Genomic DNA, 15,309 nt, shown 5'->3' on the forward strand with positions numbered 1-15,309 from the left:
TCATGAGGGTTTTGCTGGCGCCGATGGAGGGCGTGCTTGATTCGCTGGTGCGTGAGCTGCTCTCCGGGGTTAATGATTATGACTTATGCGTGACCGAGTTTTTGCGCGTGGTCGATCAGCTGCTGCCGGTAAAATCCTTCTATCGTTTGTGTCCTGAGCTGCATAACCACAGCCGCACGCCGTCAGGCACGCGCGTTCGCATGCAGTTGCTTGGGCAATATCCCGAGTGGCTGGCAGAGAACGCCGCGCGCGCGGTGGAACTCGGTTCCTGGGGCGTTGATCTCAACTGCGGCTGTCCGTCGAAGCTGGTAAACGGCAGCGGCGGCGGTGCCACCTTGCTGAAAGATCCCGAACTGATCTATCGCGGCGCGAAAGCGATGCGTGAAGCGGTGCCGGATCATTTGCCGGTGACGGTGAAAGTGCGATTGGGCTGGGATTCCGGCGATCGTCGCTTTGAGATCGCCGATGCGGTGCAGCAAGCCGGTGCCAGCGAGTTGGTGGTGCACGGTCGTACCAAAGAAGATGGCTATCGCGCCGAAAGCATTAACTGGCAGGCGATTGGCGAAATCCGCCAGCGTCTGCGCATTCCGGTGATCGCCAACGGTGAAATCTGGAACTGGCAGGACGCGCAGGATTGCATGCGCATTACCGGCTGTGATGCGGTGATGATTGGACGCGGTGCGCTCAACGTGCCGAATCTGGCGCGGGTTGTGAAGTACAACGAAGCGCCGATGCCGTGGTCTGATGTGGTCGCATTGTTGCTGAAGTACACCCAGCTGGAAAAGCAGGGCGATACCGGCATGTATCACGTGGCGCGCATCAAGCAGTGGCTTGGCTACCTGCGCAAGGCGTATCACCAAGCCGACGGCATGTTCAGCGAAGTTCGCACCCTCAAAGTCTCCGCCGAAATCGCCACCGCGATTGAGCGGCATGCATCAGCAATCATCACTTAATTCCGCAAAACCATTGTCGGATCGCCATTTATGGCGTAATGCTGCGCACCCTACGAAAAACGCGCCAATCCTTTGTAGGGTCGCCATTCATGGCGACCTTCTCATACAAGTGCATATAAACTTAATAATTAAAAAATCCGCGATCTCTTAGCACGCTAAGGTTATAGTTATCGCCTACTTTCATCCTGATCCCCGACGCCACCTTCCATGTCTGACGCCGCTGTACTGAGTAACGCTCAGTTAAATAAACGTATTCTCTCCGTCATTGTCTTCACCTTCTTTTGCTACCTTTCGGTGGGTTTGCCGCTCGCGGTGCTGCCGGGATTTGTGCATAACCAGCTTGGATTCAGCTCATTCATCGCCGGATTAATCATCAGTCTGCAATACTTCGCCACGCTATTAAGCCGCCCGCACTCCGGTCGTCTGGCGGATCGCTACGGTCCAAAACGCGTGGTGATGATGGGATTGGTGTTCTGCGGCATGAGCGGCGTGCTATCGATTATCGCCGCGCTGTGCAGCGATATGCCGCTGTTGAGCCTGGCGCTGCTGGCGGCGGGGCGCCTGTTCCTCGGCGTCGGTGAAAGTTTTAGCAGCACCGGATCCACGCTGTGGGGCATGAACATTGTCGGCCCGCTGCAAACCGCGCGCGTGATCTCGTGGAACGGCGTGGCGACCTATTTCGCCATGGCGATTGGTGCGCCGCTCGGCGTGCTGCTCAATCAATGGTTTGGCATCAGTGGCTTTGCGGGTTTGGTGGCGATCATGGGAGTTGCCGGATTCTGGATGGCGAGCCGCAAAGCGGGCGTCAGTGTCACCGCCGGCGTGCGCATTCCGTTTCATCGTGTGGTCAGCCGCGTGTGGATGTTTGGTCTGGCGCTCGGTTTTGGCACCATCGGCTTCGGCGTGATCTCCACCTTTATCACCCTCTATTTCGCCAGCCGCGACTGGAGCGGAGCCGCGTTCGCGCTGACGCTGTTCAGCCTCGGCTTTGTGATTGTGCGCCTCGGTTTTGGCCGCTACATCACACGTTTCGGAGGCCTGAAGGTGGCGCTGGTGTCGTTCGTGCTGGAGTGTGCCGGATTGCTGCTGATTTGGCAGGCCGACAGCATTTGGCTGGTGGATTTGGGCGCGTTCCTTACCGGCGGCGGTTTCTCGCTGGTGTTCCCGGCGCTCGGGGTGGAAGCGGTGAAGCGCGTACAGCAGCAGGATCAGGGTTCGGCGCTTGGCACCTATTCGGCGTTTCTCGATTTAGGGCTGGGATTAACCGGGCCGGTAGCGGGCTTGCTGATTGGTCATTGGGGCATGCAGTCAGTCTATCTTGCGGCGGCACTGATGGTGCTGGGCGCGTTTGCCATCACGCTGCGCCTGCACCAACAGCACGGCCGCCAGACGGCCGCGCAAGCGCTTTAGTATTTCTCCGGCACCACCATGTGCTCGGGTACCGGCGCGCGGCGATAGTCTTCGGAACGTTCGCGCGGCGGTAGCATAATCGGTTTGGCTTCACTCTCTTCGTACGGCATCTGCTGCAGCAAATGGCTGATGCAGTTGAGTCGCGCACGCTTCTTATCCACGCCTTGTACCACCCACCACGGCGCTTCGGGAATATTGGTGCGCTCCAGCATCTCCTCTTTCGCCTCGGTGTAATCTTCCCAGCGACGACGGCTTTCGAGATCCATCGGGCTCAGTTTCCACTGTTTGAGCGGATCGTGAATGCGGCTGAGGAAGCGCAATTCCTGCTCTTCATCGGTGATTGAGAACCAGTATTTGATGATCTGGATGCCGCTGCGCGTCAGCATTTTTTCAAACTCCGGCACGCTGCGGTAAAACTCTTCCACTTCATCTTCGTTGCAGAAACCCATAACGCGCTCAACGCCCGCACGGTTGTACCAGCTGCGGTCAAACATCACGATCTCACCGGCGGCCGGCAGATGGGCGATATAGCGCTGAAAATACCACTGCGTTTTCTCGCGATCGTTGGGCGCGGGCAGGGCGGCTACACGACAGGTGCGCGGATTGAGACGCTGAGTGATACGTTTGATCACGCCGCCTTTACCCGCCGCATCGCGCCCTTCAAACAGAATCACCACGCGATGTCCGGTGCGCATCACCCAATCCTGCAGCTTGACCAGCTCGCCTTGCAGATGCAGCAGCTCGCGGAAATAACGACGACGAAAGGCTTTATCGTCATCAGCCTGCGGCTCGCCGCTGTCGTTAAAACGCAGGTCATCCAGCTCCATCTCCAGCTCTTCGTCGTAGCTGTCGTAAAACTCCTGCAGCAGACGCTGATTAAAGGTCTCGCTGTGGAAGCTATTGTCGTGTGTCGCCATTATTTTCTCCCGTTACAGGTGGATAAACAGGGCGTAAAGGAGCCCCGAAAGTAAAACAGAAACCGGCAGCGTCAGCACCCACGCCATCGCCAGATTGCGGATGGTGGAAAGTTGCAAACCTGAACGGTTGGCGGCCATCGAACCGGCGACGCCTGAAGAGAGCACATGCGTGGTGGAAACCGGCAGGCCAAACACATCAGCCGCGCCGATGGTCGCCATTGCCACCAGCTCGGCGCTGGCCCCTTGCGCGTAGGTGAGATGGGTTTTACCGATGCGTTCACCCACCGTTACCACGATGCGACGCCAGCCGACCATGGTGCCGAGACCCAGCGCTATCGCCACCACCACTTTCACCCACATCGGGATAAAGCGCGTGGCGGCATCCAGCTCTTTCTTCACCGCCGCCAGGTTGCGCGCGGTCTCTTCCGGCAGCGTCACTTTGGCATTTTGCAGATGCTTGATGGTTTCCGATGCCAGATACATGTCGTTTCGCGTGTTAGTCACCGCCTGCGCCGGAATATTCTCCACCGCGCCATAGCGACGAATCTGGTCGCCGATATCGCCGAGCATCATGCCGAGCGCCGGTAACACTTGCGGGCGATTTTGGTTGGTGCGCACGAATTCGGTCAGCACTTCACGCGGCGCGGGCATGGCAGCGGGCACGGGTTGCAGCGTTAGCAGCTGCTGTTCCGTCACCTGAGTTAAGGCGGCGACGCGCGGAATCTGCTCCGGCGGCAGCGAGCGGTTCAGCGCATAGGCAATCGGCATGGTGCCGACCAGAATCAACATGATTAAGCCCATGCCTTTTTGGCCGTCATTCGAACCGTGGGCGAAAGAGACGCCGGTGCAGGTGAGGATCAGCAAGCCGCGAATCCATACCGGTGGCGGCTGATTGCCCTTTGGCGCTTCATACAGCTGGCGATTACGGATAAAGGCTTTCATCGCCAGCAGCAACAGGGCGGCACAGACGAAGCCGACAATTGGCGACAGCAGCAGCGCGTAACCGACTTTAATCGCCTGATCCCAATCCACACCGCTGGTGCCGCTGCGACCATGCAGTAAGGCGTTCGCCACGCCGACGCCGATGATCGAACCGATCAGCGTATGCGAAGAGGAGGCCGGCAAACCGAAATACCAGGTGCCGAGGTTCCAGATAATCGCCGAGAACAGCAGCGCATACACCATGGCAAAGCCGTGGCCGCTGCCCGCTTGCAGAATCAACTCCACCGGCAACAGCGAGATGATGCCGAACGCCACCACGCCGCTGGAGAGCAGCACGCCCAAAAAGTTACAGAAACCGGACCACATTACCGCCACGCCCGGCGACAGCGAATGGGTGTAGATCACGGTGGCTACGGCGTTGGCGGTATCGTGGAAACCGTTCACAAATTCAAAGCCGAGCGCGATGATCAGCGCCACGCCAAGCAGTACGAATGGCGTATAACTGGTGACCGGCGCGCCAGTCTCTTCAACATCATTAAACAGGTTAATGCCGGCATACATCAGGCCAGCGATCAGCAACAGTACAAAGATCAGGCGTGAGGCTGGACCGTTGCCGCGGTTAAGGTTCGGGCGTCCGCTGTGGGACGAGGAGGTCGATGCAGGTAAACTGTTTTCAGCCATAAAACACCTCAGTGTTAAATCACGATGCTCGAACGGCATCCGTTAATGGCAGTGTGATACGTGGTTTGTATGACAGAATGATGATGGCGATCACGCTGTGTCATCGTGCTGCAACAAAGCTGTCGCACGCTGTGGATCTGACCGCTGCGGAATGACCTGCTAATGCTCCAGCCCGTACTACCACTCGCCTCGCTGCCGGACTTCAACAATGAAGTCGCCGGATTGATTCACGGTTATCTGTTTACCCCCGCGTCGCCGCCTCAGCGCCTCAATGCGCGCGAAGCGGCCCAGCTGGCGCAGCAGCAGCTGCCGGAGTCGTACTTTATCTGGCTGCACATCAACCTTAATCACGCACGTGCAGAGCGTTGGGTTCAGGACCACTTTGGCGTAGACCACGATTTTTTCGACGAGATACATTCGGCTTCGCCGCGCACCCGTTTAGCCCATCAAAACGATGCGCTGCTGGCGGTGCTCAATGACGTGACTTTCAGTAAAGAGGAGCGCAGCACGCAGAACGCCACATTGTGGATGTGGTGCTGCCCGCGTGTGGTGGTCACCGCGCGTTTTCGCCCGGTTGGCATGATTGAACGCATGCATCAGCAGATGGACCGCCTGAAGTTCGCCGAGCCGGATGCGATGCTGCTGTGGCTGCTTGGTGAGCAGGAAGCGCAGCTGGAGCAGGTGGTGCGGCGATCCAGTCAGGCGGTGGATGCGATTGAAGAGCGGTTGCTGAGTGCGGCAATCAAAACCAACCGCCGCGAGCTGGGGCAACTGCGTCGCATGCTGCTGCGCGTGCAGCGTTTACTGGCACCGGAACCGGCGGCGCTGTTCCGCCTGTTGAATCGTCCGCCCAAATGGCTGAAGCGTGAACCATTAGGCGAGCTGCGGATTTTCACCGAAGAGTTCAGCGTGGCGCTGAATGATTTGGCGAGCTTGATGGAGCGGATTCGTTTGTTGCAGGAAGAGATCGCCGCGCGATTAATGGAGCAGAGCAACCGCACGCTGTTTTTGCTGACGGTGATTACCGTGCTGGCGCTGCCGATCAATATCGTGGCGGGATTTTTTGGGATGAACGTGGGCGGGATTCCGCTGGCGAATAATCCGCACGGTTTTTTGCTGCTGGTGTTGGTGGTGCTGGCGTTTACGTTGGTGGCGGGTTGGCTGGCGTTTCGACGACCGCGGGATTGATTTGGCAAGGTTGCCATAAATGGCAACCCTACGGGTGCGGTTTTGTAGGGTCGCCATTTATGGCGACCTTCTTAAACCGCGATTACAGGCTGGTGGTCGGCTGCGCCGCTGGCGCTGCGCCGTTGATACCTTGCGGTGTCATTGGCTCTTCTTTCGGCAATGCGTCAGAAGACTCCTGAACCGGAACCGGTGCTGGCTGAACTTCGCCTGCTGGACCGTTAATCTTGATCGGCATACCGTTACGCGCCTGGATAGCGTTGTTGACCGCATCCTGGTTGGTGCTGGCATCGGCAATCACTTTGGTCACAGCTGAAGTCAGGTTGATCGGCACCACTTCACGTGAGTTAAACTGCTCTTCGGTGGTCGACAGCGGATTGTGCACTTCCACATAGCGCGAACCATCTGGCTCAACGGTGGCTTTCACCGGCTGATCGATGAACTGAACGCGGGTGCCAACCGGCACGTTGTCGAACAGCCATTTGATGTCGTCAGCACGCAGACGCACACAGCCGTGGCTCACGCGCAGACCGATACCGAAGTTGGCGTTAGTGCCGTGAATCGCATACAGGCGGCCGATATACAGCGCGTGCAGACCCATCGGGTTATCCGGGCCAGCCGGGAACACCGCAGGAATGCTCTCGCCGCGTGCCGCATATTCTGCGTGCATCGCTTTGGTTGGCGTCCAGGTTGGGCCATCTTTCTTACGCTCAACCGCAGTAGTCCAGTTGATCGGCGTATCTTTACCCAGCTCGCCGATACCGATTGGCAGCACGACTACAGTCTTGGTGCCTTTCGGGTAGTAGTAAAGACGCATCTCAGCGCTGTTGATCACGATGCCTTCACGCGGCGCGTCAGGCAGAATCAGCTGCTGTGGGATGATCATTTTAGTGCCAGCTTTCGGCAGATAAACGTCAACGCCCGGATTGGCTTCCAGCATGTTGCTGAGGCCCATCTGATACTGAGCAGCAAAGGCTTCCAGCGGAAGTTTGCTGTCATCAGGTACGGTGATTTCAATGTTTTCGCCGATCAGACGGCTGTTAGCCGGCGGCAGCGGATAGACTACTGCAAATGCCGACTGGCTGAACGCCGCCAGTGCGAGGGCGAGTGAAGCGAACGCGCGAATGCTCATTTTCATGTTTTTCAAGTCGTTATGGCCATGTTTCAGGCTTGTCAGTGTGTCGAATCCATCGTGGTCAGTATGACCCGCTGCGCATTATATGTGCATTGACGCATTGATGGAAATCAGGATTTTTACTGGCTGCAGATACTTTACGCAATTCCTTGTCTTTACCAGACAATTCTCTTGGATCCGCAGCCCAAAATGTGAATTTTCACGGCTGCCACAGCGTCACTTCATTACTCAGTTTACGATTGAGGAAAAAAGCGGCACTGATTAATGCCAGATGCGTCAACGCCTGCGGCATGTTACCCAATGCTTCGCCGTGCGAAGTGAACTCTTCGGCATACAGACCGAGCGGATTGGCGTAACTCAGCAACTTTTCAAACTCAAAATGCGCCTCATGTACGCGACCCGCACGCGCCAGACACTCCACATACCAGAATGAACAGGCGGCAAAGGATCCTTCGCCACCGGTTAAAGCATCGGCAGGCGTCTCGTGAATGTTATAGCGTCGAACTAAACCGTCGCTCACCAGATGCGTTTTAATCGCATCCAGCGTCGAAATCCAGTCGGGATCGGTGGAGCTGACAAAGCGCACCAGCGGCATCAGCAGCATCGACGCATCAAGGAAGGTTCCGCCGCGCGTGGCGGTGAAATGGCCCAGTTCCGGGTTCCAGAAGTTCTGCCAGATATCGTCGCGGATCTCGCTGCGCACCCGATCCCAGCGTTCGTACGGCATCGGCAATGAACGCTTCATGCCCAATCGCAGCGCGCGATCCAATGCTACCCAACACATCAGGCGTGAATGCAGGAAATGCTCCGGCTCACCGCGCATCTCCCAGATGCCAGCATCGGGCTGATTCCAGTTAACGCAGACGTAATCGATCATATCGGAGACGTACTTCCAGCCGCGATGTGAAATCGCCTCGCCATATTTGTTGGCGAGATAAATGGCATCCATCAGCTCGCCATAAATATCGAGCTGCGTCTGACGCCAGGCATCATTGCCGATGCGCACTGGACGCGAATTGGCGTAGCCGGAAAGATTGAGCAACTCGGTTTCGTGCAGTTCGGTGCCGCTGTCGAGGCGATACATCACCTGTAAGTGTGGCGTATCGTCGTGGCTGTGTTCAACGCAGCGGCCGACCCATTTGGTAAAGTCGCGCGCTTCTTCGGTGTAGCCGAGGCGCATTAGCGCGTACATGCTGAACGAGGCATCGCGGATCCACGAGGCACGATAATCCCAGTTGCGCTCGCCGCCCAACTCTTCCGGTAAGCCAAAGGTGGCGGCTGCGGCGATTGAACCGTGCTGATGCGAGGTTAGCAGCTTCAGCGCCAGCGCCGAACGCGTCACCATCTCTTGCCAGCGACCGCGATAGGAACTGTGGCTGCTCCAGCGCCGCCAGTACTGCAGCGTGTCATGGAAACACTGCTCGGTAGCGATCTTGGCCACGTTGGCATCGTCATCGTTACCAAAGACAAATTCGGCGGTTTCACCGGCTTTCAGGGTGAATTCCGCCACCGCGCTGTGATTTTCGCGCGTCATCACCACTGTAGCGCTCAGACGCAACGTGGGTTGTCCGGGCGCCAGAAACGCGATGCCGCCGGGCCGCAGCTCGGTGGTGGTTTCGGCGCGTGCATAGTCATGGCGCGGGGCGCACAGCAGATGAAATTTTGCCGTGCCGCGTACCATTTTCACGCGACGCACGATACGCGGCACTTTGCTGTGTTCATCGCAAATCGGCATGTAATCGGTAATCTCTGCTACGCCCGCGTCATCCAGCCAGCGGGTTTGCAGAATATTGGTATCAGGCAGGTAAAGCTGCTGCTGGCGGGCATGTTTCCAGTCCGGCGCGAGGGAGAAAAGGCCTGCCTCATCGCTGTCGAGCAAGGCGGCGAAAACCGACGGGCTATCGAGCTCCGGCCAGCACAAATAATCGATGGTGCCGTCATTCGCGATCAGGGCGCAGGTGCGTAAATCACCAATCACACCGTGGTCGTCTATTCTTCGTTTTATCTCGCTCATCGTGCCCCCTAATGCGTATGTAATTGTTAACTATAGACGAAACGGCAGATTCGGCGGCGCCGAGGCACAGAAGGATAACTTCTATACTGTAAAGACACCCTCAATCAGGAGAATGTTATGAGCTCAGGAAAACAGAAAGTCGCTGTGGTCACCGGATCCAGTTCTGGCATTGGTCGCAGCTGTGCGGTGATGCTGGCCGAAGCGGGCTATACGCTTGGCATCACCTGGAGTTCGGATGAAGAGGGCGCCCAGGAAACCGCACGCATGGTGGAGAGCCGTGGACAGCAGGCGCAGGTGCGGCAGGTCGATCTCTCCGATCCGCAAGCTGGCGCGCAGCAACTGGCACAGCTGATCAACTCGCTGGGGCGCATCGATGTGCTGGTGAGCAACGCCGGCGTGATGACCAAAGCCGACTTTCTCGACGTAACCTTTGAGGATTGGCGCAAGGTGTTCAATGTGGATGTCGATGGCGCGTTTCTGTGTGGGCAGATTGCCGCGCGCCATATGGTGGATCAGGGCGACGGCGGACGCATCATCAACATCACCTCGGTGCATGAACACACGCCACTGCCGGATGCCACTGCTTATACCGCCGCCAAACATGCGCTTGGTGGCCTGACCAAGTCGATGGCGTTGAGTCTGTTGCCGCACCATATTCTGGTGAACGCGGTCGCGCCGGGCGCAATTGCCACCGCAATGAACGATATGAAAGATGATCAGCAAGGGCGACGTATGCCGGAAATCCCGATTGGGCGTCCCGGCGATACGCGTGAAGTGGCGAGTTTAGTGGCGTGGCTCTGCTCGGAGTGGGCAACCTATACCACCGGACAATCGTTTATTGTCGACGGTGGTTTTATGCTGGCCAATCCACAGTTTAAGGGTTACCACCAGTAATTAACCGGCGCGGCGGCGGTTCCAGTGGCGAATGATAAAGCGCAGGACGATGCCGAAAATCACCGCTGCCGCCAGCCACAATACCGGCTTGAGGTGCTGATCGATTTTGTGCAGCCAGGGCGCAACGATCTGTCCGGCGAAGTAGCCGAGCGAAACAAAGATCAGCGACCACAGCGCCGCACCAATCACATTCAAAATAAAGAAGCGCAGCGGCTTGAGATGGCTGGTGCCGATGATGATCGGCCCGACAATGCGAAAGCCATACATAAAGCGCACGCCAATCACGAACAGGCTGGGATGTTTGCGAATCAGCCGATTAGCTTTGCCGATGGTTTCCTGATGTTTACTGAAACGGCGCAAAATACGCGTGCCATAACGACGTCCCAGCCAGAACAGCAGCTGATCGCCAATGATGCCGCCCGCCATTGCCGCCAGCACCACGCCGCTGAAGTGCAGTAAGCCTTCATGCGCTGCCACACCGCCCAACAGCGTGAACGTTTCCCCTTCGGCGATACAACCAATCAGCAGCGCCAGATAACCGTATTGGGTGATTAATCCATTGATATCGAGATGCAAATTATCCTCCCTGCAAAGTGTGAAATCGCTATTAGTGTATACCAGCGGCTTAATTTGTGTGGCGACCCGCAAAAACGGCGCTGACGATTATACTTGAGTTAACGCTGCCTCCGTTGATCAGGCCGTTAGCTGTAAGGGCAGCCCATCGCAGCAAAGGAGTAGATGTATGAATCATGTCTGGGGTTTACTGGCGCATCCAGGTCAGGAAATGCGCGATATTAAACAGGAAAATGAGAGCGTTTCGCACCATTACACCCATCATGTTCTGCTAATGGCGGCGATCCCGGTGATCTGCGCCTTTATCGGGACCACGCAACTGGGCTGGAATCTGGGCGAAGGGCAATTCGTACAACTCAATCTACTGACCGGTATCGGTCTCGGCATTCTGTTCTATCTGATTATTCTCGGCGGCGTGGCGGTGATGGGGCGTGTGATCCACTGGATGGCACGTAACTATCCGCAGCGTCCTAGCCTACAGCGCTGCACGGTGTTTGCCGGCTATGTGGCAACGCCGCTGTTCCTCAGCGGGCTGGTGGCGCTCTATCCGTTGGTATGGCTTTGCGTGCTGGCGGGTGCGGTGGCGCTGGTTTACACCGGTTATCTGCTTTATGTCGGTATCCCGGTGTTCCTGAGCATTGACCGTGAAGAGAGCCTGCGTTTCTCCGGTTCAACGCTGGCGATTGGTGTACTGGTGTTTGAGGTGCTGCTGGCGCTGACGGTGATTTTGTGGGGTTACGGGCCACGGTTGTTCTGAGGTTAGCCAGGTCGCCATAAATGGCGACCCTACAAAAAACGCACTCACCTCGTAGGGTCGCCATTCATGGCGACCTTTTTAACGCCCAGAAACAATCTCGATAAGAAATTTCTCAGGTAAGTGCGTATGATACTGCTGCCAGCCCGCATCCTGTCTGGATTGTTGCGGGCGGCCTGTGTCTCAACACAGCGCAAAACTCCTTACCGGATTTTTTTGACACGATGTCTGCAAAAATGCGTATTTCCTTGCTGTCGCTGGCGCTTTTTGTCGCCGCGCCAGCCGCTGTAACGCCCGCGCACGCTGCGCCGGCGGCACTCTCTAACCTGGCGCCGATTGCTCAACCGCAAATCGCCTCTGGCAGTGCCATGATTGTTGATTTGGAAAACGGCAAAGTGCTGTTTTCCAGCCATCCTAACCGCGTACGTCCGATCGCTTCACTCACCAAAGTGATGACGGCGATGGTGGTCCTGGATGCCAAACTGCCGATGGATGAAATGCTGTCGGTGGATATCAGCCATACCGCTGAAATGCGCGGCGTGTTCTCCCGCGTCAAACTGAACAGCGAAATCAGCCGCCGCAACATGCTGCTGCTGGCGCTGATGTCCTCGGAAAACCGTGCTGCCGCCAGCCTGGCGCATCACTATCCAGGCGGCTACGATGCGTTTATTCGCGCCATGAACGCCAAAGCGCGTTCACTCGGCATGACGCACACGCGCTATGTGGAGCCGACGGGCCTGTCGATTCAGAACGTTTCCAGTGCTGAAGACTTGGTTAAGCTGGTGAAAGCCACGCGTCAGTACCCGCTGATTGGCGAACTGAGTACCACCAAAGAAGATACTGCGGTATTTAAACATCCGAACTACGCGCTGCCGTTCCGTAACACCAATCATCTGGTGTACAAAAACGACTGGCGTATTCAGCTGACCAAAACCGGTTACACCGATGAAGCCGGGCACTGCCTGGTAATGCGCACGGTGATCAACAACCGCCCGGTGGCGCTGGTGGTGCTGGATGCCTTCGGTAAGTACACCCATTTCGCCGATGCTAATCGCCTGCGCGACTGGCTGGAAACCGGCAAAGCCGCACCGGTTCCGGCCGCGGCGCTGGCGTATAAAAAGCAGAAGTCCGGTTTGACCGCCAGCAACAACGAGGCGGAATAATCACTCGCAGGTAAGCTGCAATCTGTCGTAGGGTCGCCATTAATGGCGACCTGTTTCACCTCGACTTACCGAAAAAATTTCTTATCGTTAGCGCCAAAGTTTTACACCTTCATTCCTATAGTTTCAGTGTCGGCAACGTCTTAAACTAGCCGCCATTCACGATCGCACTTGCGTTTATCGGCTGTTATTACGCTGGAATCTCATTCATATGTTCAAGTTCCGTCACCTGTTTACCCCATTTTTACTGCTGTTAGTGCTGTTAGCCCCCACGCTGAGCGTGGCCGCCGACACGCCGCCCAACGATCAGGCGGAAGATGCCGCACCCAAGGTTAATGCTTCGGTCGAGCTGCCTAAAATGCAGAAAATTCTCGACAAAATTAAAGGCCAGGTGTCAGGCGATACCAATGAAAGCCAGCTCAACCAGCTCAATGAGATGGCGCTCGAGCTTTCCGGTAATGCCGAAACCCTTGGCCAGGCCTTAGTGCCGCAGCGTCAGCAGCTGGATGCCCAGTTAGCGGTGCTCGGCCCGGCACCCAAAGCCGACAGCGGCGTGAAAGAGACGCCCGAAGTGACGCGCAAACGTGCGGCGCTGGAGAGCCAGAAAGCCAAGCTGGACGATCAGATCAAACAAGCCGATGGCATCAAAAACGGTGCGCTGGTGCTGTCATCGCAGATCGTCAACCTGCGTCGTGACCAGCTGAAAAGCCAGCTGGCGCTGAACTCCGGCAGTATCCTCGGCCCGCGTTTCTGGGCACCGGTGATGAGCAGCCAGGATCTCGATGGCGAGAAGATCAGCGATTTTATCGCCGAATTGCAGGACACCGCCGCGCTATCGTGGGAGTCAGGCTGGCGTTTTGGCACCATCGCCTGGCTGTTTGCGGCGATGCTGGTGATGACGCTGGGACGCCGTTACAGCGAAGAGTTCTTTGCCTGGGTCAGCATTCATAAAATGCCGGAAGGGCGCTTACGTCGTAGCTTCCTCGCCGCCACCACCGCGCTCACCACGCTGGCGGCGGTGGTGCTAACTTTCAACTTCATCGCGCTGGCCTTTACGCGCCGCGACGAAGTCTCTGGCGATGTGCAGGATTTTGTCGAGCGACTGGTGCAGCTCAGCGTCTATTGCGGCTTGATTGCCGGTTTAGGCCGCGCGTTTCTCTCAACCCGTCGCCCAAGCTGGCGTCTGCCGGCCATCTCCAACGAAGTGGCGCAGGCGCTAAAACCGTTCCCGCCATTCACTGCGGCGCTGGTGTTTGTTTTCCAGACGGTGGAAGCCTTCAACTACAGCGTCGGCACCAGCCTGAATACCACCATTTTTGCTAACGGCTTGACCGCGCTGCTGATCGGCAGCACCGGACTGGCGATCGGCATGCGCATCAACCGCGTACGCCGCCGCATGGTGCAGGAAGGCCATCAGCCTGAAGCGCGTTCAACGCTGGTGGGATTGGTGCAGCTGGCGCTGATGCTGACGGCGCTGGGCATTCTGGTTTCGCTGATTATTGGTTACGTCACGCTGGCGCGCTTCCTCAGTTATGAGGTGATTTGGTGCGGCATCTTGTTTGGTTCGTTCTACTTCCTCAGCCATCTGGTGAATGACGGCTGCGAAAGCCTGTTCTCCACCAGCAATGCCACCGGCAAGCGCCTGCAAACCACGCTGAATATCGATGAGCGCTACCTGCAACAGGCGGCGACGCTGCTCAGCGCGCTGGGTAAAACCCTGCTGATTGCGATTCTGGCGCTGGCACTGCTGAACGGCACTTTTGCCTCGTCAACGCCGATTGAGCTGATCCAGAAGGTGATTGAATTCTGGGGCGGTAAAGGGCTGGAGTCGCTGAACATTGTGCCGGCGCACATGGTCAATGCGATTCTCTGTCTGGTGGTGGGCATTTACGTGCTGCGTTCGGTGCGTCGCTGGCTGGATAAAGATTTTCTGCCCAAAACCACCATGGACGTTGGCATGCGCGTGTCGCTGGTGACGCTGTTCAGCAACATCGGTTACGTGCTGATTATCCTGCTGACGCTGTCGATCATGGGCCTGCAGTGGAACAAGCTGGCGTGGATCGTCAGCGCCTTGTCGGTTGGTATCGGTTTTGGTTTGCAGGAGATCGTGAAGAACTTTATCTCTGGCCTGATTCTGTTGACCGAGCGTCCGGTGAAAGTCGGCGATCTGGTGAGCATTAGCGGCATTGAAGGGGATATTCGTCGCATCAACGTGCGCGCCACCGAAATTCAGCTGGGCGACAAATCGACGGTGATTGTGCCGAACTCGCAGTTTATCTCGCAGAACGTGCGTAACGCCACCATGGGCAATGCGCAGGGCGTGGTCACCATCTTGCTGACCTTCCCGCTGGATATCGATCCGGTGCGCGTGCGTGAAATTCTGCTGGAAGTGTATCAGGAGAACGAACGTATTCTGGAGACGCCGGAGCCGTCAGTGTCGTTCAAAGATTTGACGCCGGCGGGCATCGTGTTAAGTGTCACCGGCAACGTGGCGGGTCAACGTCAGATTTCCGGTGCCAAGAGTGATTTGCTGTTTGATATTCTGACGCGTCTGCGCAAAGAGGGCATTATGCTGTCAACGCCGCAAACCATGATTATCGAGCGCCGCGCCATGGCTGCGGCACAAGATCAGCAAAGCGATCCGTTACCCTAAATCCGGCTCGTAGGGTGGCCATTCATGGCCACCTTTAC

Annotated in this window: 12 protein-coding genes; 7 read left to right on the top strand and 5 right to left on the bottom strand. The window is 57.0% G+C overall.

The features are described from left to right. Nucleotides 1-2: 2 nt before the first annotated feature. Nucleotides 3-953: a tRNA dihydrouridine(16) synthase DusC gene (gene dusC, locus ACXIZX_RS05465; protein WP_479403740.1), complete on the top strand. Its 951-nt coding sequence runs from the start codon at nucleotides 3-5 to the stop codon at nucleotides 951-953. A gap of 207 nt (nucleotides 954-1,160) precedes the next feature. Next, nucleotides 1,161-2,363 (top strand): MFS transporter, encoded by a 1,203-nt coding sequence (locus ACXIZX_RS05470; RefSeq protein WP_008102673.1) that lies wholly within the window; start codon nucleotides 1,161-1,163, stop codon nucleotides 2,361-2,363. Here ACXIZX_RS05470 and ppk2 read toward each other — a convergent pair. Both ppk2 and ACXIZX_RS05480 read right to left on the bottom strand, forming a co-directional pair. Further along, nucleotides 2,360-3,280 carry a polyphosphate kinase 2 gene (gene ppk2 / locus ACXIZX_RS05475; RefSeq protein WP_008102671.1) on the bottom strand — a complete coding sequence of 307 codons (921 nt, stop codon included), beginning with the start codon at nucleotides 3,278-3,280 and terminating at the stop codon, nucleotides 2,360-2,362. The genes ACXIZX_RS05470 and ppk2 overlap by 4 nt on opposite strands. A 12-nt stretch (nucleotides 3,281-3,292) precedes the next feature. Further along, nucleotides 3,293-4,903, bottom strand: coding sequence for an inorganic phosphate transporter (locus tag ACXIZX_RS05480; protein WP_479403741.1), 1,611 nt, complete (start codon nucleotides 4,901-4,903; stop codon nucleotides 3,293-3,295). Nucleotides 4,904-5,065: 162 nt separating this feature from the next. Here ACXIZX_RS05480 and ACXIZX_RS05485 point away from each other — a divergent pair, with 162 nt between their 5' ends. Next, a complete protein-coding gene (locus ACXIZX_RS05485) occupies nucleotides 5,066-6,091 on the top strand; it encodes a transporter (protein WP_008102665.1) in 1,026 nt (341 codons plus the stop codon). A gap of 82 nt (nucleotides 6,092-6,173) precedes the next feature. Here ACXIZX_RS05485 and ACXIZX_RS05490 read toward each other — a convergent pair whose 3' ends face one another. Further along, nucleotides 6,174-7,226: a L,D-transpeptidase family protein gene (locus ACXIZX_RS05490; RefSeq protein WP_008102664.1), complete on the bottom strand. Its 1,053-nt coding sequence runs from the start codon at nucleotides 7,224-7,226 to the stop codon at nucleotides 6,174-6,176. A 196-nt stretch (nucleotides 7,227-7,422) separates the two neighbouring features. Continuing rightward, nucleotides 7,423-9,237 (bottom strand): glycoside hydrolase family 15 protein, encoded by a 1,815-nt coding sequence (locus tag ACXIZX_RS05495; RefSeq protein ID WP_154153250.1) that lies wholly within the window; start codon nucleotides 9,235-9,237, stop codon nucleotides 7,423-7,425. Between the two features lie 117 nt (nucleotides 9,238-9,354). On the opposite strand from ACXIZX_RS05495, the gene ACXIZX_RS05500 reads away from it, so the two are divergent. Further along, nucleotides 9,355-10,131, top strand: a complete 777-nt coding sequence (locus ACXIZX_RS05500) for an SDR family oxidoreductase (protein ID WP_008102660.1) — start codon at nucleotides 9,355-9,357, stop codon at nucleotides 10,129-10,131. Here the strand turns inward: ACXIZX_RS05500 and ACXIZX_RS05505 are convergent, their stop codons facing one another. After that, nucleotides 10,132-10,707 carry a DedA family protein gene (locus ACXIZX_RS05505; RefSeq protein WP_008102658.1) on the bottom strand — a complete coding sequence of 192 codons (576 nt, stop codon included), beginning with the start codon at nucleotides 10,705-10,707 and terminating at the stop codon, nucleotides 10,132-10,134. A gap of 166 nt (nucleotides 10,708-10,873) precedes the next feature. Here ACXIZX_RS05505 and ACXIZX_RS05510 point away from each other — a divergent pair, with 166 nt between their 5' ends. The 3 genes from ACXIZX_RS05510 to ACXIZX_RS05520 all read left to right on the top strand — a co-directional run bounded on the left by ACXIZX_RS05510 (nucleotide 10,874) and on the right by ACXIZX_RS05520 (nucleotide 15,271). Then, the gene (locus ACXIZX_RS05510; protein ID WP_008102656.1) at nucleotides 10,874-11,461 is read left to right on the top strand and encodes a Yip1 family protein; all 588 of its coding nucleotides are present in this window, start codon (nucleotides 10,874-10,876) and stop codon (nucleotides 11,459-11,461) included. Nucleotides 11,462-11,682: 221 nt separating this feature from the next. Continuing rightward, entirely contained in the window at nucleotides 11,683-12,621 is a 939-nt protein-coding gene (pbpG, locus tag ACXIZX_RS05515) for a D-alanyl-D-alanine endopeptidase (RefSeq protein WP_479403742.1), read from the top strand. 208 nt (nucleotides 12,622-12,829) lie between these two features. Continuing rightward, nucleotides 12,830-15,271 carry a DUF3772 domain-containing protein gene (locus ACXIZX_RS05520; RefSeq protein ID WP_008102652.1) on the top strand — a complete coding sequence of 814 codons (2,442 nt, stop codon included), beginning with the start codon at nucleotides 12,830-12,832 and terminating at the stop codon, nucleotides 15,269-15,271. Nucleotides 15,272-15,309: the final 38 nt, after the last annotated feature.

The organism is Candidatus Pantoea symbiotica (genome assembly GCF_056491525.1).

Coding starts and splice junctions, on each gene's coding strand:
- ACXIZX_RS05510 (WP_008102656.1), top strand. CDS start 10,874: ATGAATCATGTCTGGGGTTTACTGGCGCATCCAGGTCAGGAAATGCGC.
- ACXIZX_RS05485 (WP_008102665.1), top strand. CDS start 5,066: ATGCTCCAGCCCGTACTACCACTCGCCTCGCTGCCGGACTTCAACAAT.
- ACXIZX_RS05495 (WP_154153250.1), bottom strand. CDS start 9,237: ATGAGCGAGATAAAACGAAGAATAGACGACCACGGTGTGATTGGTGAT.
- ACXIZX_RS05490 (WP_008102664.1), bottom strand. CDS start 7,226: ATGAAAATGAGCATTCGCGCGTTCGCTTCACTCGCCCTCGCACTGGCG.
- ACXIZX_RS05470 (WP_008102673.1), top strand. CDS start 1,161: ATGTCTGACGCCGCTGTACTGAGTAACGCTCAGTTAAATAAACGTATT.
- ppk2 (WP_008102671.1), bottom strand. CDS start 3,280: ATGGCGACACACGACAATAGCTTCCACAGCGAGACCTTTAATCAGCGT.
- ACXIZX_RS05500 (WP_008102660.1), top strand. CDS start 9,355: ATGAGCTCAGGAAAACAGAAAGTCGCTGTGGTCACCGGATCCAGTTCT.
- dusC (WP_479403740.1), top strand. CDS start 3: ATGAGGGTTTTGCTGGCGCCGATGGAGGGCGTGCTTGATTCGCTGGTG.
- ACXIZX_RS05520 (WP_008102652.1), top strand. CDS start 12,830: ATGTTCAAGTTCCGTCACCTGTTTACCCCATTTTTACTGCTGTTAGTG.
- ACXIZX_RS05480 (WP_479403741.1), bottom strand. CDS start 4,903: ATGGCTGAAAACAGTTTACCTGCATCGACCTCCTCGTCCCACAGCGGA.
- pbpG (WP_479403742.1), top strand. CDS start 11,683: ATGTCTGCAAAAATGCGTATTTCCTTGCTGTCGCTGGCGCTTTTTGTC.